We start from the raw sequence: 19,468 nt of genomic DNA, 5'->3' as shown, positions 1-19,468 counted from the left end.
CCGCCGGAATCCGAAGATTCGCACCACTTCTTTCGCCTCACCTTAACTCGTTGATTCTCAAGGAGTTTTCGGTGCATTCCGCGTTGGAAGTGGTGCGCATTATAAGGACATCTGAAAGGCCGTCAACTGTTAATTTCAAAAAACTGAAATTAATGGCCTCGCCAGGGAATACACCGTGCTTTCTATATAGAGAAGGCGCGTTAGTACGCACTACCGCGCTTCATAAGCCGAAACAGGGAAGCCGCAGGCGCATCTCAGGATTGTCCGACAATAACTCCCTTTTTTCCTTGTGGGAAAAGCCCAGTTGAGTTATCTGTGCAGTGCACACCTTCATATAAGTAGAACAGAACCGCGGAGTCGCCCACATGCCCCCTGACGCCGTCGTGTACCGCAGTGCCCCAGTCAAACCCGCCAGCCGGATTCGCCGGAAGAACCAGCAGATCATCCTGAAAGCCGCAGAAGACGAATTTGCCCGACACGGCTACAAGGGCACCAGCATGAACGCCATTGCGCAGCGGGCCGGCCTGCCCAAGGCCAACCTGCACTACTACTTCAGTAACAAGCAGAGCCTGTATATCGCCCTGCTGGGCAGCATCATCGACCAGTGGGAAGACGCCTTCAGCCAATTGCAGGTCGACGACGACCCTGCCAGCGCACTGGCCGCCTACATACGCACCAAGATGGCCTTCTCGCGCAGCCACCCCCAGGCCTCGCGGATATTCGCCATGGAGATCATCAGCGGTGGGGAATACATGAGCCAGCATTTCAACCAGGACTACCGCCAATGGTTCCAGGGCCGTACGGCGGTGTTCCAGGCCTGGGTCGATGCCGGCAAGATGGACCCGATCGACCCGGCTCACCTGATCTTCATGCTGTGGAGCAGCACCCAGCATTACGCCGACTTCGCCAGCCACATCTGCCAGCTCACCGGACGCAGCCAGTTGAGCCGCCAGGACATGGAGCTGGCCGGCGACAATCTGGTCAGCATCATCCTCAAGGGTTGCGGGTTGAGGCCGCCGGGTCTGTAATAGGCGCCTTACGTTATCCGCCGGACACCGTGCATGCCTTCTACCCTCACCGGCTTCTGTGAATTTCGCGAAGAAATTCGCAAAAGCCGCTTCATCACCCTGGCAGGTCCCATCGCCAGCCCGGCCGATGCGCAAGCCTTCATCGAACAGCACAGCGACCTGAACGCCACACATAACTGCTGGGCATGGAAGCTGGGCAGCCAGTATCGCAGCAACGACGACGGCGAACCCGGCGGCACCGCAGGTCGGCCGATCCTCGCGGCCATCGAAGCCCAGGATTTCGATCAGGTGGTGGTACTGGTGATCCGCTGGTACGGCGGCATCCAGCTGGGCACCGGTGGGCTGGCCCGCGCCTATGGCGGTGGTGCCAATAAATGCCTGCAGCAGGCCCCGCGCCTGCCACTGGTGAACCGCCAGCCCTTCAGGCTGGAGTGCAGCTTCAGTGAACTGGCTCTGGTCAAGCTGCGAATCTCAGAAGCACAGGGCCTGGTCGAACATGAAGACTTCACCGCCAATGGCGTGCAGATGTCCATTGCCGTGGTGCCTGAGCAAGTCGAGGCACTGCAGCGTCAGCTGGCCGACCTCAGTCGCGGTCGCATCATTCTGGAAGAGGCGACGCAGCAGGCGTGACCCTGCAGTTGCTCACATCTATTGTGGGCCGGGTTGTGGATAAGCTGAGCACACCGGGCTGCAAGCCTTGCCTGCCGGGCTCTGCGCGCCAGTGATCATGTTTTGACCAACCGCCTGGCAAAGACAGAAAAACAGGCTGAAAACAAGCGCTTGGGCAATCACGACGAGGCACTGGAGAGAGAGCCAGTGCCATTCGCCCTACGCCAGCGGTTGCTCACAATATTTGTGGAGCAGCCTGTGGATAACAGGTGAACGCCTTGCGCCACCCCGCATAACTGCCGCCTTCCCCGACGATTGATCATTTACTGACCAGCGCAATCGGACTGCACTCCTGGGACGCCCCGTGTTCAGAACAAAGTATCCACAGACCCAAGCCTGGAGTAGGCTGCGGGCCCTGATGTCATCGCCACCCAAGAAAAGGAGTTTTCCATGTCTGCCGAAAAAACCGCGCTGATCATCGGCGCTTCTCGCGGGCTCGGCCTGGGATTGGTCCAGCGCCTGACTGAACAGCACTGGAAAGTCACCGCCACGGTTCGCGATCCGCTCAAGGCCGACGCTTTGAAGGCGATCGAAGGCGTGCGTATCGAAACCCTGGATATCGACGACAATGCCTCGCTGCAGGTGTTGGTCCAGAAGCTCAAAGGCGAAACCTTCGACGTGCTGTTCGTCAATGCCGGCGTCATCGGCCCGCAGCACCAGAGCGCCGCCCAGTCCACCGCCGCCGAGCTGGGCCAGTTGTTCCTCACCAATGCCGTCGCGCCGATTCGCCTGGCTGAACACCTGGTGCACCAGGTTCGCCCCGGCACCGGTGTGATCGCCTTCATGAGTTCCGTATTGGGCAGCGTGGCCTGCCCCGACGGCGACACGCTGGCCCTGTACAAGGCCAGCAAGGCTGCCCTGAACTCGATGACCAACACCTTCGTCGGCCAGCTGCCCGAGCCACGCCCGACCGTTCTGTCGCTGCACCCGGGCTGGGTGAAGACCGACATGGGTGGCGAAAATGCCGAGATCGACGTACTGACTAGCACCACCGGGTTGTTCGAGCAGTTGCAAGCCTACGCCGGCAAGGGCGGCCATCACTTCATCGACTACAAAGGCGCGTCCATTCCTTGGTAACCCTCACGTAGCGGCGCGCTCTCAAGGCCGCCGCTACAGCCCCATGCACGACAGCATGATGAAGGTGGCAAACAGCACGAAATGCGTCATACCCTCGATGGCGTTGGTCTGTCCGTCGTTGAGGTTGATCGCACACACCAGCAGGGTGATGAACACCATCACCGTCTGCACCGGAGTCATGGCCATCTGGAACGGTTGACCGCTGTACAGCGCCATGGCTTCCATCACCGGCACCGTGAGAATCACCGTAGACAGCGACGCCCCCAGAGCGATGTTGACCACCGCCTGCATGCGATTGGCCAGCGCCGCGCGCAAGGCGGTGAGGATCTCCGGCGAAGCCGAGATGGCCGCCACCAGAATCGCGGTCATCACCGGCGGCGCACCACTGCCCTCCAGCCCCAGGTCCAGGCTCTTGGACATCACCTCGGCCAATGCCCCGATGACCACCACGCCCAGCACCAGAATGCCGATGGACATCCCCAGGCTGCCGGACTCGTGACTGGCCTCCGGGCCGTGCCGTTGCTTCTTCTTTTCCGGGTAGTTGTAACTGAAGAAATAGCTGTGCGGCCCCACCTGCATGCGCAGGAACAGGGTGTAGAGCACCACCATCGCGCCGATGGTGAACGCCGAATAGAGTTTCCAGTCACCCTCGGGGATGAACTCGGGTACAACCATCGACACGCCCATGGCGGTGAGGATCATCACGCTGTAGGTGCGTGCGGAACTGTCGTTGTAGACCTGCTCGCCATGCTTGAGTCCGCCCATCAGCGCGGCCAGGCCGAGAATGCCGTTGATGTCGAGCATCACCGCGGCATAGATGGTGTCGCGTACCAGGGTCGGCGATGGCTCGTTGCTCATCATGATCGCCAGGATGACCACCTCCACCAGCACTGCCGACAGGGTAAGGATCATCGTTCCGTAAGGGTCGCCGACCTTCTCGGCCAGCACCTCGGCATGATGCGCCACGCGCAGCGACGCGCAGACGATGAATGCCACCAGGGCCAGGCCGGCGATCAGCGCCACCGTGCGGCCATGGCCAAGCAACTGATGCTCCAGCGGATAAGCGGCAATCGCCGCGAGAATCGCCAGAAGCAGAAATTTTTCCTGTTTGATGACCGAGCCCATGTGCCTGTCCATTGCCGTGATGCGGAAAGATTGCAGTGTTGAGAGCCCGGCATGTGTCAAAAGGTTTCAAGATGTCGACATATGCGGACCGTCCGTGCTGCGGCGGTCCCGCGCAGCGGGCCGGCCCTGTAGAATGCCCGGCCATTGCACCTGATGAGAGATGACCATGTACGACTGGCTGAACGCCCTGCCCAAGGCAGAATTGCACCTGCACCTGGAGGGCTCGCTGGAGCCAGAACTGCTCTTCGCCCTCGCCGACCGCAACGGCATCGCCCTGCCCTGGCAGGACGTCGAGGCCCTGCGCCAGGCCTACGCCTTCAACAACCTGCAGGAATTCCTCGACCTCTACTACCAGGGCGCCGACGTGCTGCGCACCGAGCAGGACTTCTACGACCTTACCTGGGCCTACCTGCAACGCTGCAAGGCGCAGAACGTAATCCACACCGAACCCTTCTTCGATCCGCAGACCCACACCGACCGCGGCATCCCCTTCGAAGTGGTGCTGGCCGGTATTACCCAGGCCCTCAAGGATGGTCGTCAGCAACTGGGCGTCAGCAGCGGCCTGATCCTCAGCTTCCTGCGCCACCTGAGTGAAGAGCAGGCGCAGCAGACCCTCGACCAGGCGCTGCCGTTCCGTGATGCCTTCGTCGCCGTGGGCCTGGACAGCTCGGAAATGGGCCACCCGCCGAGCAAGTTCCAGCGCGTTTTCGAGCGTGCCCGTGCCGAAGGCTTCCTGACCGTGGCACACGCCGGTGAAGAAGGCCCGCCCGAGTACATCTGGGAAGCCCTCGACCTGCTGAAGATCGAACGCATCGACCATGGCGTGCGGGCCATCGAGGACGAGCGCCTGATGCAACGGATCATCGACGAGCAGATCCCGCTCACCGTCTGCCCGCTGTCCAACACCAAGCTCTGTGTGTTCGACCACATGAGCCAGCACAACATCCTCGACATGCTCGAGCGCGGCGTGAAGGTCACGGTCAACTCCGACGACCCGGCCTACTTCGGTGGCTACGTGACCGAGAACTTCCATGCCCTGCATACCCACCTGGGCATGACCCAGGACCAGGCTCGCCGTCTGGCGCAGAACAGCCTCGACGCACGCCTGGTCAAGCACTGACCCGCAACGCCTCGGCCGCCATCACGCGGCCGAGGCGATCTTGCTGATCTCCCGTTGCCCGCTGGATGACACCTGCAAGGTGTTGGACTCTTCGGTGGTGCACAGCCAGCCCATCTGAATGAACAACTGCAACAGCCCGGCACCCAGCGCACCGCCCAGGTGCGGGGTGTGCTCGTGGCGGTCGGGGCAGGCACATACCGTATCGCGCTCGCGCTGCGCCAGGGCCGGCACATAGATGCCCTGCTCGGCGAACTTGGCCAGCCCCTTGCTGGTGACCTCGACGCGCTGCTCCAGCTGTTCGATCCAGCCGTCGATCAGCAGGCGCTGATAGAGTTCGGCGGCCAGCTCGCCGCCCAGATGGTCGCAACACACCCGCGCCCGACGCAGCGGCAAGGACGGCAGCAGCGGCGCCTGGTGCTGGCTGACCCGCTCGGCACTGATCTGCGAGGCGCTGGCCAGGGCCTGCACAGCGGTGCCGATTTCGGGCGCGGCGAGGCGGAAAAAGCGCTTGCGGCCGCGGGTCTCCTGCTTCAGCAAGCCACCTGCGGCCAGGCGTGCCAGGTGCGCGCCCGCCGAAGCGGTGGACAATCCCGCCTGCAGGGCCAGTTCATCGGCTGGCCGGGCAGCACCATCCAGCAAGGCCCAGAGCATCGCACTGCGCTTGGGGTCGGCCAGCAAGGCCGCCATCTGGCTGATGCAAGGTGTGTATTCCATGTAAAAACTCCCTGTCGAAACATTCATCCATCACACCTGCGGCCAGCCTCGCCAAGACGGCCAGGCCACGGTGCGAACCCTCCCAGGGGCCGGGATTATAGGCGCGGCCCGCCCCTCCCAGGCACCGGGAAAACGGCCATCGTCGACGAGGTGCCTGCCAGCACCGAGGGCCACCATATCCATGTTGGCACCTCTGCACAGCCAGCAGTATTTGCCGATGCTATTTTCCGAAATCTCTGTAGGTCGTTTCCCCAAACAAGCGCTGCAAGCTCTCACATCGCTCACGCAGCATGGCCAGCAGCAAATGGATGGGCCGGTTCAATTGCGCGCGGTGGGTGCACAACAGGTTCAAGGGCGTCGGCTGGCCCTGCAGGCTAGGCAGCAGCACCTTGAGCCGGCCAGCCCGAACATCGTGCGCCACATCCAGCCATGACTTGTAGGCCACGCCCTGTCCGGCCACGGCCCATCGGCGCACCACATCAGCGTCGTCACTGAAACGGTCGCCACGCACCGTCAGGGTGATCTCGCGCTTGCCGTCATGAAACCGCCAGCGGTCATGCACCCGCTCCCCAAGCATATAGAGCAGGCAGTTATGCTGGCTCAACTGCTCGATCTGCTGTGGCTCACCGTGCCGAGCCAGATAGTCCGGTGCAGCGCACAGCACCCGGCGGTTATGCGGCGCCACCGGCAGGGCGACCAGACTGGAGTCTTCCGGCTCGCCATAGCGCAGTGCGACATCCACCGGCTGGCGGAACAGGTCGGCGATACGGTCGCCCAGCAACAGGCGTACGCTCAGGCGCGGGTGCAGATGCTGGAACTCGTCCAGCCACGGCAGTAGCAGGTTGCGGCCCAGGTCCGAAGGCGCGGAAAGCTGCAACACGCCGCTGCACTCATCATCACGCCCGGCCAGCAGACGCTGCCCTTCTTCCAGGCTGGCCAGCGCCGTACGGGCGTAGTCGAGAAAACCCTCGCCTTCGGCGGTCAGACGCAGGCTGCGGGTGGAGCGGGCCAGCAGCCGTGCACCGAGCTGCTGTTCCAGGCGCTTGAGCGCCGCACTGGCCACCGCGGCCGACAAGTCCATCGCCCGTGCCGCAGCCGAGAGGCTGCCCAGCTCGGCAGCTCGAACGAACAGTTCCAGGTCATCGAAACGCACTATGAAAGCCCTTTTTCAAATAAATATTGAAAGAGACTGCCGTTTTAGCCGGTTTTATCGTCCCAGCAAATAGTCAATGATCCGCTCCAGTCCCATTCATTCCGGAGAGCGCTACATGAAAGCCGTCGCCTATTACCAGTCACAGCCCGTCGAAAACCCGCAATCGCTTCAGGACATCGACCTGCCGGAGCCGGTTGCCGGCCCACGCGACCTGCTGGTCGAAGTCAAGGCCATCTCGGTCAACCCGGTGGACACCAAGATCCGCCGCAACGTGCAGCCTGCCGAAGGTGCCGCCAAGGTACTGGGCTGGGACGTGGCCGGTGTGGTCAAGGCCGTGGGCCGTGACGTGACCCTGTTCAAGCCGGGCGACAAGGTGTTCTACGCGGGCGACTTGACCCGCCCCGGCGGCAATACCGAACTGCACGTGGTCGATGAGCGCATCGTCGGCCCCATGCCGAAATCGCTGAGCTTCGCCCACGCTGCCGCGCTGCCGCTGACCGCAATCACCGCCTGGGAATTGCTCTTCGAACGTCTGCAGGTCACCGAAGGCCAGGGTGAAGGCCAGAGCCTGCTGATCGTGGGCGCCGCAGGGGGTGTGGGTTCGATCCTCACCCAACTGGCTCGCCAACTGACCTCGATGACCGTCATCGGCAGCGCTTCGCGGCCACAGACCGCCGAGTGGGTACGCGACCTGGGCGCCCATGAGGTCATCGATCACAGCAAGCCGCTGGCCGAAGAACTGCGCCGCATCGGCCTGCCGGAGGTGACCCATGTGGCAAGCCTGACCAACACCGACGACCACCTGGCGCAACTGGTCGAAGCATTGCGCCCCCAGGGCAAGCTGGCGCTGATCGACGACCCGGCCGAACTGGACGTCAAGCAGCTCAAGCGCAAGAGCCTGTCGCTGCACTGGGAGTTCATGTACACCCGCTCGATGTTCCAGACCGACGACATGATCGAACAGCACCGGCTCCTGGCACGAGTGGCGCAACTGATCGACGACGGCACGCTGAAAACCACGTTCGGCGAGCACTTCGGCACCATCAACGCCGAAAACCTGCGCCGTGCCCACGCCCTGCTGGAAAGCGGCAAGGCCAAGGGCAAAATCGTCCTGGAAGGTTTCTAAACCCAATACTGGTCAGTTAGGGACGAACTGACTTTTGTTGGAGCGAGCTTGCTCGCGAAGAGGCCGGTAAACCTCATGCATCTGCTGTGAACGTGACGCAGCCATCGCGAGCAAGCTCGCTCCAACGGTCTAACTGACCCGTATTGCGGCTGAAGCTCTTACGCGTCCCATGCCAAACGCAAGTCAGGCCTGGGCGCGCCTGGCCACCAGGCGGCGGGTCATGATCGACATGCCCACGGCCAGCGCACCACACAGGCTGATGACCAGCGCCATGGGCGTGGCCGTGCCGTCGTGCAGCACGCCAACCAGGCTGGCGGCACCGGCGGCGACGCTGAACTGCATGCAGCCGAGCAAGGCCGAGGCGCTGCCGGCGCGCTGCCCCTGGCCGTTCATGGCGCAGGCCGACGCATTGGGAATGATGCAGCCCAGACTGGCCAGGCAGACGAACAATGGCACCAGCAGCGGCCACAGCTGCTCGGTGCGCAACAGGCTGACACCCAGCACGGTCAGCCCCGCGCCCAGGTACACCCAGATCATCCGCGACAGCAACCACGCCGGGCCGAAGCGCCGCAGCAGCCGGGCGTTGAGCTGCGCCACCAGAATGAAACCGGCGGCATTGGTGCCGAACAGCCAGCCGTAATGCTCGGCTGGCACACCGTACAACTTGATGAACACGAAGGGCGAGCCGGCGATGTAGGAGAACATGCCGGCGATGGCGATGCCGCCGGTGAGGGCGTAGCCGATGAAGATACGGTCGGTGAGCAGGCTCAGGTAACGGCCCAGTGCGCCGCGCAAGGGCGCGCGCGGGTGGTCGGGGCGCATGCTTTCCGGCAGCGAGGTGGCCACGGCGGCCAGGCAGGCAGCACTGAACAGGGTCAGGGCCAGGAAGATCGACTGCCAGCCGAAGCCATTGACCAGCACCCCGCCCAGCAAAGGCGCGAGGATGGGTGCCAGGCCCATGACCAGCATCAGTTGCGAAAAGACTTTGGCAGCGCCCACCGCATCGCATTTGTCACTGACGATGGCACGGGAGATCACCATGCCTGCACACCCGCCCAGCGCCTGCAGGAAGCGCGCGGCAATCAGCCATTCGAGGGTAGGCGCCATGGCGCAGAGCAGCGAGGCCAGGCTGAACAAGGCTACGCCCACCAGCAGTGGCTTGCGCCGACCAAAGCGGTCCGCCACCGGGCCATAGGCCAACTGGCCGATCGACAGGCCCAGAAAGTAGGCCGCCAGGGTCAATTGCACGTGTTGCTCGTCGGTGCCGAACGCCTTCGCCATGGCCGGGAAGCCTGGCAGATAGAAGTCGATGGCCAACGGTCCGAAGGCGCTCAAGGCGCCCAGAATGAGGATGATTCGAAGGTTCATGAGTAACCGTAAGCAAGCTAAGCAGTTCGTTAGTCTACCCGGCTTGTCAGAAGATAACCCGTGAACTCGGAAATTATTCCAAGGCCCGGGCCTGATAGCCTTCCTCGCCGATCAGCTCGACGATGCGCTGCGCCACCAGCGAACTATCGACTTTCGCCTGCCGCGCCGGCAGGTCGATTTCGACCCTGGCCTGCGGGTCAGCGTCCTGGATGGCACGGGTCACCGCTCGCACGCAGTGGCCACAGGTCATGCCTTGTACGTCGAATACTTGCATCTCGCTTACCTCCATGGGATGGGTTGCCGGCATTCTCGACCTTGCCCTCATGGCAAGGTCAAGTTTCTCGTTCTCCTGCCGGGCTGGCATTCCCGCCGGGCCTGAGCCAAGCTTGCTCATCATCGTTTTGCACAGGAGTATCAGCGATGCGCTGGCCCGCACTGCGCCTCATCGGCTTTCTCGGCATCCTGGCCGCGGCTCCCGCCGTTCAGGCAGAGGACTACGGCATCCTGATCATCTCCCGCGAACGCCTGGAAGTCGGCAGTGCCTGCGAGATCGGCGTGTACATCCAGGATCAACTCGCCGGCCGGGTCTTCCAGGAAGAGTCGGTGTCGTTCAACCTGCCGCCCGGCGAGGTGAACGTGCGCCTCACCCGCCTGCCAGGCAACGTGGTGGGCTGCGCGCCCGGCATGGAGGCCCAGCAGGTCAACCGCATCACCGTGCGTGCCGGTGACATTCTCAAGTACCGCATCGCCGCCAACATGAACGGCCTGTACCTGAAGAAGGCCGACCTGAATTATTGAATTGCCTTGACCTTGCCCTTGGGTCAAGGTTGATCCTTGCAGGTACCCAACCTTCAGGGAGCGAACACAATGCAAGAGTCCGTCGCCTTCGACCTGCCGATCAGCGGCATGACCTGCGCCAATTGCGCGGGCCGGGTCGAACGGGCCTTGGCCAAGGTGCCCGGAGTCGCCAGCGTCACCGTCAACCTGGCCAACGAACATGCCTATGTACAGGCCAACCCGGATACCGACCCGCAAAACCTCATCGACGCGGTCAGCCGCGCCGGCTACACCGCCAGCCTGACGCCACGCGCGACCGGACAAAGCCAGCGGCAGGAACAGCTGCAGCGCTGGTCCGTATTGGCCGCCCTGGCCCTTGCCCTGCCGCTGGTGCTGCCCATGCTTCTGGCGCCCCTGGGCATCCACGCCATGCTGCCGCCCTGGGTGCAATTCGCGCTCGCTACCCCCGTGCAGTTCATCCTCGGTGCGCGCTTCTACGTCGCTGCCTGGAAAGCCGTGCGCGTCGGCAGCGGCAACATGGACCTGCTGGTCGCCCTGGGCACCAGTGCCGGTTATGGCCTGAGTGTCTACGGCTGGGCCAGCGCCGCAACCGGCAGCACACCGCACCTGTATTTCGAAGCCTCGGCGATGGTCATTGCCCTGGTATTGCTGGGCAAGCACCTGGAAAGCCGCGCCAAACGTCAGACCGCCAGTGCCTTGCGCGCCCTGGAAGCCCTGCGCCCCGAACGCGCCTGGCAGTGGGTCGATGGCCAGGAACAGGAAGTGGCCATCGCCGCGTTGCGCATCGACGACCTGGTGGTGGTGCGCCCCGGGGAACGCTTCCCGGTAGATGGCCAGATCATGGAAGGCCAGAGCCACGCCGACGAAGCGCTGATCAGCGGCGAAAGCCTGCCGGTGGCCAAGCACCCTGGCGACCCGGTGGTCGGCGGAGCGATCAACGGTGAAGGCCGCCTGCTGGTGCGTACCACCGCTCTGGGCGCGGAAACCGTGCTGGCGCGCATCATCCGCCTGGTCGAGGATGCCCAGGCCGGCAAGGCCCCGATCCAGCGCCTGGTCGACAAGGTCAGCCAGGTGTTCGTACCCAGCGTACTGTTCATCGCCCTGCTGACCCTGGCCGGCTGGATGCTCAACGGCGCCTCGCTGGAGGTCGCGCTGCTCAACGCCGTGGCTGTGCTGGTCATCGCCTGCCCTTGTGCCCTGGGGCTGGCCACGCCGACCGCAATCATGGCCGGTACCGGCGTGGCGGCCCGCCACGGCATCCTGATCAAGGACGCCGAAGCCCTGGAACGCGCCCATGCGGTCGACACGGTGGTCTTCGACAAGACCGGCACGCTGACCTCGGGCACCCCGCGCATCACCAACATGGGCGCGGTGCAGGCCAATGAAGAACACCTGCTGCAACTGGCCGGCACCCTGCAGCGCGGCAGCGAACACCCGTTGGCCAAGGCCGTACTGGAGGTCTGCCAGCAGTGGCAACTGCAACTGGCGCTGCCGGAACACAGCCGCGTGCTGCCTGGCCGCGGCATCGCGGCGACCGTACAGGGCCGCGAACTGGCGCTGGGCAACCGTCGTCTGCTGGAGGAAAACGGCCTGCCGATGGGCGAGCTGGCCGACTCCGCAAACGCCTGGGAGGCCGAAGGCCGCACCGTGTCCTGGCTGATCGAGCTGGCGCCGCAAGCGAAGGTCATCGGCCTGTTCGCCTTCGGCGACACCCTCAAACCCGGTGCCGAAGCCGGCATCCGCCAGTTGAATGAACGCGGCATTACCTCGCACCTGCTGACCGGAGACAACCAGGGCAGTGCCCAGGCCGTGGCCAAGGCGCTGGGCATCGTCGAAGTGCACGCCCAGGTGCTACCGGCCGACAAGGCCGCCATCGTCAATGGCCTGAAGAGCACCAAGGTGGTAGCGATGGTCGGCGACGGCCTCAACGACGCCCCGGCACTGGCCGCCGCCGACGTGGGCATCGCCATGGGTGGCGGCACAGACGTGGCCATGCATGCCGCCGGTATCACCCTGATGCGCGACGACCCGCGCCTGGTGCCGGCCGCCCTGGAGATCTGCCGCAAGACCTACGCGAAAATCCGTCAGAACCTGTTCTGGGCCTTCGTCTATAACCTGATCGGCCTGCCCCTGGCCGCGCTGGGCTACCTCAACCCGGTACTGGCCGGTGCGGCCATGGCGCTGTCCAGCGTCAGCGTGGTCAGCAATGCCTTGCTGTTGAAGACCTGGAAACCCAGTCAGCCGGAGGAAACGCCATGAACATCGGGCAAGCGGCCAAACGCAGCGGGCTGAGCGCGAAGATGATCCGCTACTACGAATCCATCAGCCTGCTCGCCCCCGCGCAACGCAGCGACAGCGGTTACCGCCGCTACAGCGAGCAAGACCTGCACACTCTGGCGTTCATCAAGCGCTCGCGGGACCTGGGCTTTTCACTGGAAGAAGTCGGCCGACTGCTGACCCTCTGGCAGGACCGCCAGCGCGCCAGCGCCGACGTCAAGGCACTGGCCCAGCGGCACGTGGATGAATTGCAGCGGCGCATCGAGGAAATGGCCAGCCTGCGCGACACCCTGGTGGAGCTGATCGACCATTGCCAGGGCGATCATCGCCCCGATTGCCCGATCCTCAAGGACCTGGCCTGCGGCTGCCAGCCCTGAGGCAAACGAGCTGCAGGCAGTCCTACAGGCTGGGTGAAAAGCTCAGCGCATCCACGGCGGGGTCGGCTCTTCATCGCGCTGGCCTGGCGGTGCCTCGGCAGCGGCCAGGGCGGCCTGGCGACGGGCTTCATCGCGCTTGGCCGCTTCGATCTCGCGCATCACCCCGTACACATCGGCCTGCTGGGTCGAGTCTTCGAACTGGCCGGTGAGTTCGGTTTCAGGGGTCAGGGTACCGGCCTGGTAGTGCGCCCACATTTCCTTGGCATAGCGGGTCTGCTTCAGCTCCGGGGCGAAGCGCCCGAAGTACGCCGCCATGTTGCCCACGTCACGCTCCAGCATGCTGAACGCATGATTGTTGCCGGCAGCATCCACGGCCTGCGGCAGGTCGATGATCACCGGCCCCTGCGGGTCGAGCAGCACGTTGAACTCGGAAAGGTCGCCATGCACCAGACCGGCGCACAGCATGAGCACGATCTGGCGAATCAGGTAGGCGTGGTATTCGCGGGCCTGGTCAGGCTCCAGCTCGACATCGTTGAGGCGTGGCGCGGCATCACCATACTCGTCGGCGATCATCTCCATCAGCAGTACGCCTTCGAGGAAGTCATAGGGCTTGGGTACCCGCACCCCGGCACCGGCCAGCTTGAACAGTGCCGCCACTTCGGCGCTCTGCCAGGCGTCCTCGGCCTCCTTGCGCCCGAACTTGGAACCCTTGGCCATCGCCCGCGCCTGGCGGCTGTTGCGCACCTTGCGACCTTCCTGGTATTCCGCCGCCTGACGAAAACTACGCTTGTTAGCCTCCTTATAAACCTTGGCACAGCGCAGTTCCCTGCCACAGCGCACTACATACACCGCTGCTTCCTTGCCGCTCATCAGCGGACGCAGCACCTCGTCGACCAGACCGTCTTCGATCAGGGGTTCAATGCGTTTGGGAGTTTTCATCGGCTTTCAGCAGGGGTCCTTTGCCAGATACGCTTCAGTCGTCGTTATACGGCAATCCGCAACCAGCGAGTAGTGGCATGCCGTTCTCAGGCATGGACAGCAAACCGGTGCCGATTACGCCTGAGCGCTCAGGACCTTGCACCATTCGCGCCAGCAGCGCCTACATCAGCGTCTCGTCATCCAGCGCGACCCGCGCGTAGAAAACGATCGCCACCGCCGGAATCAACGCCGAATAGCCGGGCTTGAGCGCCAGGCTTACATCGTTGAAAAGGCGTTGCACCGGCACCCGGCGGATCGCCCCGAGCAGCGACTTCAAGGTGCTGCGCGGCGGGCTGACCACCAGGCTGGTGGTGGCCGACGCTTCCACCGTCGGGGCCGCGGCCGTTCTGAACGAGCGGGCCAGGGTCAGGCGCTCGGCCAACTGGTCGACGTACCCGGCATAGACCGCCCACGGCATACTGCGGACGCTGGCTGGCGAGGCCAGGGCCAATGGATGCCCCTCGATGAACGCCTGACGAAAGAAGGTGCGCAGCAGCAGCGCCTCGACCTCCACCACCGTGGCGCAGTGGTGCAGCGCTTGCCCCAGGCCGTACTGGCGAGCCAGCATGCCCAGCACGCGGGTATAGGGCACCCCGCGTCGCCGCGCGGCATTGAGCAGGAAATGCCCGCCCACCCGTTGGAACTCGCGGGCGAAGGCATACACACGGTCGGTTTCTTCATCGCTGATCCGTGTCCAGCGGCTGCTGCACAGGTGCTTGATGGCTTCGTCGAGCCAGGGGCCGGGTGAACGCTGCAGCACGGCATGCAGGTAAGTGTCCTGCAGCACCGGGTCGTCGTTGACCACCAGCAGGGTCTGCGGGTCATCCTGTTGGCCGGCGAAACCGCTGAACCCGCTGGCCACCAGCACCTCACGCAGGCGCTTCCAGTAATGATGGTGGCGATAACCGACCATGCGCACGTTGTCGAAGTGCTCCACCGCCATGCGCCCCAGGCTGCGCTCGCCCAGGTTGAGCAACAGCACCGGGTCTTCGCTGGACCAGGCATTGATCAGCCGACCGGAGATGGATGCACGCAGTTGCTCGGCTTCCTGAGCCTCGACACGCACTGCCGCCGCCATCAGCAGCACGTCGCCGATGGCCAGGCCTGGCGCGCTGTCCGCCGTCAGGTGGCGCAACATGCTGACCAGCACGCGCCCGCCGAGGGAATGACCGATGAAATTGACCTGCGTGACCTGCGGATGGTGCAGCGCCAGGTACTGCGCCAGCTGCTCCAGCAGCACCCGGCCCATACCCTCGGCACGGCTGCGGATCTGCGCGAAGTGCCAGGCCCGGTCACCGGCCAGCGCCGCAGCGCCGGCCAGCGGATGCAGGCGTACCGCTGCCACCAGCAGGCCCCGGGAGCGGTTGTCCATCTGCATGAAATGACTCGACGGCCAGAAGGCCAACACGTTGACGCTCTGGCGCAACTCTTCGGGAATGCTGCCGGCCAGCAGGCGGCGGTCGTCCAGGTCGTGGCCAGCCGAGTAGCCGTGGATGAAGATGTTGGCGACGCTGCCCGTGGCCTTGGGCAGGGTCAGAAACTTGAAACGCGTATCCACTGTGTCGTGTCTCGCCTGCCGGGCAACAGCCTTTGCGACAGGCCTGGTTCAATTGCGGAAGATGAAGCGCTTGGCGACGCGCTTGATCAGGCGCAGGCCTAGCAGGATACCGGCCACGGCGATCACCAGCTTGGCCGCCAGCATCAACCAGCTTTCGGCCTCGACCGAGATCAGCCCGGCCAGCCAGGCCATGCCGGCGAGCAACAGGCCAATCAGCAACAGGCCGATGTGCGGCTGCAGCCAGCGGGTTCTGGCGCCTTTGTCGAACAGATAAAGGGCAAGCCCCACCAGGGTGAGAAACACCAGCACCGCCAAGATCAGTCCCATGCCTACCTGCCCACCCAATGCACCGCGTCGATTATGCCCACGGCCCGTGGCGAATGCCACGCGTCACTGATCAGCGCTCCAGAATCGCCGTCACGCCCTGGCCGCCGGCGGCACAGATGGAAATCAGCCCGCGCCCCTGCCCGGCCACTTCCAGCAACTTGGCCAGGTTGGCGACGATACGTCCACCGGTGGCGGCGAACGGGTGCCCGGCGGCCAGGGAACTGCCCTTCACGTTCAGGCGCGTCATGTCGATGCTGCCCAGCGGCGCATCCAGGCCCAGGCGAGTGCGGCAGTAGTCCGGGTCTTCCCAGGCCTTGAGGGTACACAGCACCTGGGCGGCGAACGCCTCGTGCAATTCGTAATAGTCGAAATCCTGCAGCGTCAGGCCATTGCGCGCCAGCAGGCGCGGCACGGCATACACCGGCGCCATCAGCAGCCCCTCTTCGCCACGCACGAAATCCACGGCGGCGGTTTCACCGTCGCGCCACCAGGCGAGAATCGGCAGGTCGTGCTCGCGGGCCCAGTCTTCGCTGGCCAGCAACACCACCGATGCCCCGTCGGTGAGCGGTGTGGAGTTACCGGCGGTCAGCGTGCCCTTGGCGCCGCGTTCGAACGACGGCTTGAGGCTGGCGAGCTTGTCCAGGCTCAGTTCCGGGCGCAGGTTGTTGTCACGGTTCAGCCCGCGATACGGGGTCAGCAGATCGTCCTGCCAGCCTTCGGCATAGGCGGCGGCCAGTTTCAGATGGCTGTCCAGCGCCAGCCGGTCCTGGTCTTCCCGGGCGATGCCCCAGCGCTGCGCCATCAGCTCACAGTGCTGCCCCATCGACAGGCCGGTGCGCGGCTCACCATTGCGCGGCAGCTCCGGCTTGAGATGACCGGGGCGCAGTTGCAGCAGGGCCTTGAGCTTGTCGGCGGGCGACTTGCCACGGTTGGCCTTGAGCAGCACCTGGCGCAAACCCTCGTTGACGCCGATGGGCGCATCGGAGGTGGTGTCCACGCCACCGGCGATGCCGCATTCGATCTGCCCCAAGGCGACCTTGTTGGCCACCAGCAGCGCCGCCTCCAGGCCCGTGCCACAGGCCTGCTGCAGGTCATAGGCCGGGGTCTGCGCCGAAAGCCGCGAGCCGAGCACGCACTCACGGGCCAGGTTGAAATCACGGGAGTGCTTGAGCACCGCCCCGGCGACCACTTCGCCCAGGCGCAGGCCGTGCAGGTTGAAGCGTTCGATCAGGCCTTCCAGCGCCGCCGTGAGCATTTCCTGATTGCTGGCCGTCGCATAGGCACCGTTGGAACGGGCGAAGGGAATACGGTTGCCGCCGACGATGGCGACACGGCGTGGCTGGTTCATGGAAAAACTCCGTTTTTTCAAGGGCAAGGATCATTCAGGCGCGCAGCGCGCTGGATCAACAGTACAGCGCAAGGAAGAACAAATGTCGCACGACTGTGGTCCACTGCTTTGAACCCCGCCTCAAGGAGAGTGTTCCATGTCGTCTGATCGCTACGTCAATTTCGCCAATTCCGACATGGGCAGGCGTTTGGTGAAAGCCGTGGGCCTGCCCACGCCGACACGTCTGGAACGTTGGCAGGCAGGACGCCTGCGCCCCATCGAGGGCACCCTGCTGATCAGCGCCGGGCCATTGGCCGACCAGGTGCGGCTGTTCGCCCAGCGCCTGACCGATGCCCTGTACAGCTTCGGCAGTGAAATACCCGGCGCCAGCCAGTGGGTGGCCGAACAAGACCCGCGCCTCAAGGCCGTGGTATTCGATGCCAGCCCCCTGCAAGACACCGCGCACCTGGTGCAATTGCGCGACTTTTTCAAACCGCTGCTGCGCAACCTGGAGCGCTGCGCCCGCGTGGTGATCCTCGCCCGCGCCCCCGGGACCCTGGACGACCCCATCGCCGCCAGCGCCCAGCAGGCCGTGGAAGGCTTCAGCCGCTCGTTGGCCAAGGAGCTGCGCGACGGTAGCACCCTGCAGCTGCTGCAGGTCGAGGCCGACGCCGAAGACCAGCTCGAAGGCGCGTTGCGCTTCTTTCTTTCGCCCAAGAGCGCGTTCGTTTCCGGACAGGTGCTGCGCCTGTCGGCCGGCGGCGCCCCGGTGCCGGACTGGAGCCGCCCGCTGGCCGGGCGCCGTGCCCTGGTGACCGGTAGCGCCCGCGGCATCGGTGCGGCCATCGCCGAGACCCTGGCCCGCGATGGCGCCCAGGTGGTGCTGCTCGATGTGCCGCAGGCACGCGCCGACCTCGAAGCCCTGGCCTCACGCCTGGGCGGCCAGGCCCTGACCCTGGACATCAGCGCCACAGACGCCGCCGACCAACTGCGCGAGCACCTGCCCGATGGCCTGGACATTCTGGTGCACAACGCCGGCATCACCCGCGACAAGACCCTGGCCAACATGACCCCGGACCTCTGGGACGCCGTGCTGGACATCAATCTCGATGCGCCGCAGCGTCTGACCCAGGCGCTGCTGGACAGCGGCACCCTGCATGACCAGGCGCGCATCGTGCTGATGGCGTCGATCAGCGGTCTGGCCGGCAACCGTGGGCAGACCAACTACACCACCAGCAAGGCCGGGCTGATCGGCTATGCACGGGCCATGGCCCCGCGCCTGCAGTCGCGGGGCATGAGCATCAACGCCGTGGCGCCGGGCTTCATCGAGACGCGCATGACCGAACAGATGCCCTTCGCCCTGCGTGAAGCCGGGCGACGCATGAGTTCGCTGGGCCAGGGTGGCCTGCCACAGGATGTCGCCGAGGCCGTCGCCTGGCTCAGCCAGCCAGGTAGCGGCGCGGTCAGCGGGCAGGTGCTGCGGGTTTGCGGGCAAAGCGTGATCGGGGCCTGAGGCCCCGCTGAGCACATTAAGGAGGATCAGCAAGATGACTGCACATTGGCGCTATGTGGACAGCCTGCCCCCCTTGCCCAGCCTGTTCTTGCAGGCAGCCCTGCGGCGCAAGCCCAGCGGCACGCAATTGCCGGACCTGGGGCTGCGCAGCTGGATGACCGTGGACGCCGACAAACTGGCCGCCTACCGCGCAGTTTGCGGCTTCCCAGACAGCAGCCTGCTGCCGCCGACCTATCCCCACGTCCTGGCCTTCGCGCTGCAGATGCAGCTGATGACCTCGGAGGAGTTCCCCTTCCCCTTGCTGGGCATGGTGCACCTGGCCAACCGTGTGCGTCTGCATCGCCCGCTGGGCGGGGTCAGCAAGCTGTACGTGAGCGTGCACGCGCAGAACCTGCAACCCCATGAGAAAGGCGCCACTTTCAGCCTGGTCACCCAGATCGACGACCAGCTGGGCCTGCTCTGGGAAGAGGAAAGCACCCTGCTGTGCAAGGGTGTGAAGGTCGATGGCCTGGTCAAGGCGCAGGACACTCCGGCACCGCTGCCGGTCAGCGAAGTGGCGCGCTGGGACACGCCCGCCGCCATTGGCCGCCAGTACGCCAAGGTCTCCGGCGACTACAACCCCATCCACCTGAGCGCCCCCAGCGCGCGACTGTTCGGTTTTCCCAAGGCCATCGCCCACGGCATGTGGCTCAAGGCGCGCACCCTGGCGTCGCTGGACGACCACCTGCCAGACGCCAACGTGGAGATCGCCGTGCAGTTCCGCAAACCGGTGCGCCTGCCCGGCAGCGTGGTCCTGGCGGCCAGCGCCGCCGGCTCCCACGGCCAATTCCGGGTCACCGGCCAGGACGCGGCCCTCGAGCACCTGAACGGCAGCTGGCGCCCCTTGTAGCGGAACTTGCCTGGCGTGACATTCAGCCTGATGCTATGCCACAT

At 64.6% G+C, this 19,468-nt stretch carries 19 protein-coding genes; 10 read left to right on the top strand and 9 right to left on the bottom strand.

Features of this window, described 5'->3' with window-relative positions:
• Positions 1-365: 365 nt before the first annotated feature.
• The 3 genes from QZ497_RS02395 to QZ497_RS02385 all read left to right on the top strand — a co-directional run bounded on the left by QZ497_RS02395 (position 366) and on the right by QZ497_RS02385 (position 2,774).
• Positions 366-1,028 (top strand): TetR/AcrR family transcriptional regulator, encoded by a 663-nt coding sequence (locus tag QZ497_RS02395; RefSeq protein WP_295470716.1) that lies wholly within the window; start codon positions 366-368, stop codon positions 1,026-1,028.
• A gap of 33 nt (positions 1,029-1,061) precedes the next feature.
• Positions 1,062-1,658: a YigZ family protein gene (locus QZ497_RS02390; RefSeq protein ID WP_295470714.1), complete on the top strand. Its 597-nt coding sequence runs from the start codon at positions 1,062-1,064 to the stop codon at positions 1,656-1,658.
• Between the two features lie 429 nt (positions 1,659-2,087).
• Entirely contained in the window at positions 2,088-2,774 is a 687-nt protein-coding gene (locus QZ497_RS02385) for an SDR family oxidoreductase (protein ID WP_295470713.1), read from the top strand.
• A 33-nt stretch (positions 2,775-2,807) separates the two neighbouring features.
• Here the strand turns inward: QZ497_RS02385 and QZ497_RS02380 are convergent, their stop codons facing one another.
• A complete protein-coding gene (locus tag QZ497_RS02380) occupies positions 2,808-3,899 on the bottom strand; it encodes a calcium:proton antiporter (RefSeq protein WP_295470711.1) in 1,092 nt (363 codons plus the stop codon).
• 166 nt (positions 3,900-4,065) lie between these two features.
• Here QZ497_RS02380 and QZ497_RS02375 point away from each other — a divergent pair, with 166 nt between their 5' ends.
• Positions 4,066-5,019, top strand: coding sequence for an adenosine deaminase (locus QZ497_RS02375; protein WP_295470709.1), 954 nt, complete (start codon positions 4,066-4,068; stop codon positions 5,017-5,019).
• Between the two features lie 21 nt (positions 5,020-5,040).
• On the opposite strand, the gene QZ497_RS02370 is transcribed toward QZ497_RS02375, so the two are convergent.
• Entirely contained in the window at positions 5,041-5,733 is a 693-nt protein-coding gene (locus QZ497_RS02370) for a winged helix-turn-helix domain-containing protein (protein ID WP_295470708.1), read from the bottom strand.
• A gap of 220 nt (positions 5,734-5,953) precedes the next feature.
• Positions 5,954-6,889 (bottom strand): LysR family transcriptional regulator, encoded by a 936-nt coding sequence (locus QZ497_RS02365; protein ID WP_295470718.1) that lies wholly within the window; start codon positions 6,887-6,889, stop codon positions 5,954-5,956.
• Positions 6,890-7,001: 112 nt separating this feature from the next.
• Between QZ497_RS02365 and QZ497_RS02360 the strand changes: the two genes are divergently transcribed.
• Positions 7,002-8,012 carry a zinc-binding alcohol dehydrogenase family protein gene (locus QZ497_RS02360; RefSeq protein ID WP_295470706.1) on the top strand — a complete coding sequence of 337 codons (1,011 nt, stop codon included), beginning with the start codon at positions 7,002-7,004 and terminating at the stop codon, positions 8,010-8,012.
• A 183-nt stretch (positions 8,013-8,195) separates the two neighbouring features.
• Here the strand turns inward: QZ497_RS02360 and QZ497_RS02355 are convergent, their stop codons facing one another.
• Complete coding sequence (locus QZ497_RS02355) at positions 8,196-9,380, bottom strand: multidrug effflux MFS transporter (RefSeq protein WP_295470705.1); 1,185 nt, start codon at positions 9,378-9,380, stop codon at positions 8,196-8,198.
• Positions 9,381-9,453: 73 nt separating this feature from the next.
• The gene (locus tag QZ497_RS02350) at positions 9,454-9,654 is read right to left on the bottom strand and encodes a heavy-metal-associated domain-containing protein (RefSeq protein WP_295470703.1); all 201 of its coding nucleotides are present in this window, start codon (positions 9,652-9,654) and stop codon (positions 9,454-9,456) included.
• A gap of 146 nt (positions 9,655-9,800) precedes the next feature.
• On the opposite strand from QZ497_RS02350, the gene QZ497_RS02345 reads away from it, so the two are divergent.
• From QZ497_RS02345 to cueR, 3 genes are all read left to right on the top strand, one after another.
• Complete coding sequence (locus QZ497_RS02345; RefSeq protein WP_295470702.1) at positions 9,801-10,178, top strand: hypothetical protein; 378 nt, start codon at positions 9,801-9,803, stop codon at positions 10,176-10,178.
• 69 nt (positions 10,179-10,247) lie between these two features.
• Positions 10,248-12,437, top strand: coding sequence for a cation-translocating P-type ATPase (locus QZ497_RS02340; RefSeq protein ID WP_295470700.1), 2,190 nt, complete (start codon positions 10,248-10,250; stop codon positions 12,435-12,437).
• A complete protein-coding gene (cueR, locus tag QZ497_RS02335; protein WP_295470699.1) occupies positions 12,434-12,832 on the top strand; it encodes a Cu(I)-responsive transcriptional regulator in 399 nt (132 codons plus the stop codon). Before QZ497_RS02340 ends, cueR begins: the two co-directional genes overlap by 4 nt.
• Before the next feature lie 42 nt (positions 12,833-12,874).
• Here the strand turns inward: cueR and QZ497_RS02330 are convergent, their stop codons facing one another.
• The 4 genes from QZ497_RS02330 to QZ497_RS02315 form a co-directional block, all read right to left on the bottom strand.
• Positions 12,875-13,771 carry a PA4780 family RIO1-like protein kinase gene (locus tag QZ497_RS02330; RefSeq protein ID WP_295470698.1) on the bottom strand — a complete coding sequence of 299 codons (897 nt, stop codon included), beginning with the start codon at positions 13,769-13,771 and terminating at the stop codon, positions 12,875-12,877.
• Positions 13,772-13,931: 160 nt separating this feature from the next.
• Positions 13,932-15,368, bottom strand: a complete 1,437-nt coding sequence (locus QZ497_RS02325) for a DUF726 domain-containing protein (protein WP_295470696.1) — start codon at positions 15,366-15,368, stop codon at positions 13,932-13,934.
• A 48-nt stretch (positions 15,369-15,416) separates the two neighbouring features.
• Positions 15,417-15,695, bottom strand: coding sequence for a hypothetical protein (locus tag QZ497_RS02320; protein ID WP_295470695.1), 279 nt, complete (start codon positions 15,693-15,695; stop codon positions 15,417-15,419).
• 70 nt (positions 15,696-15,765) lie between these two features.
• Positions 15,766-17,043, bottom strand: a complete 1,278-nt coding sequence (locus QZ497_RS02315) for an acetyl-CoA C-acetyltransferase (RefSeq protein ID WP_295470693.1) — start codon at positions 17,041-17,043, stop codon at positions 15,766-15,768.
• A 136-nt stretch (positions 17,044-17,179) separates the two neighbouring features.
• Here QZ497_RS02315 and QZ497_RS02310 point away from each other — a divergent pair, with 136 nt between their 5' ends.
• Positions 17,180-18,535 carry a 3-oxoacyl-ACP reductase gene (locus QZ497_RS02310; RefSeq protein WP_295470692.1) on the top strand — a complete coding sequence of 452 codons (1,356 nt, stop codon included), beginning with the start codon at positions 17,180-17,182 and terminating at the stop codon, positions 18,533-18,535.
• Positions 18,536-18,569: 34 nt separating this feature from the next.
• Positions 18,570-19,424: a MaoC/PaaZ C-terminal domain-containing protein gene (locus QZ497_RS02305; RefSeq protein ID WP_295470690.1), complete on the top strand. Its 855-nt coding sequence runs from the start codon at positions 18,570-18,572 to the stop codon at positions 19,422-19,424.
• Positions 19,425-19,468: the final 44 nt, after the last annotated feature.

This window comes from uncultured Pseudomonas sp. (genome assembly GCF_913777995.1).
Taxonomy (GTDB): Bacteria; Pseudomonadota; Gammaproteobacteria; order Pseudomonadales; family Pseudomonadaceae; genus Aquipseudomonas.
This window is presented reverse-complemented; position numbering and strand designations above follow the sequence as displayed.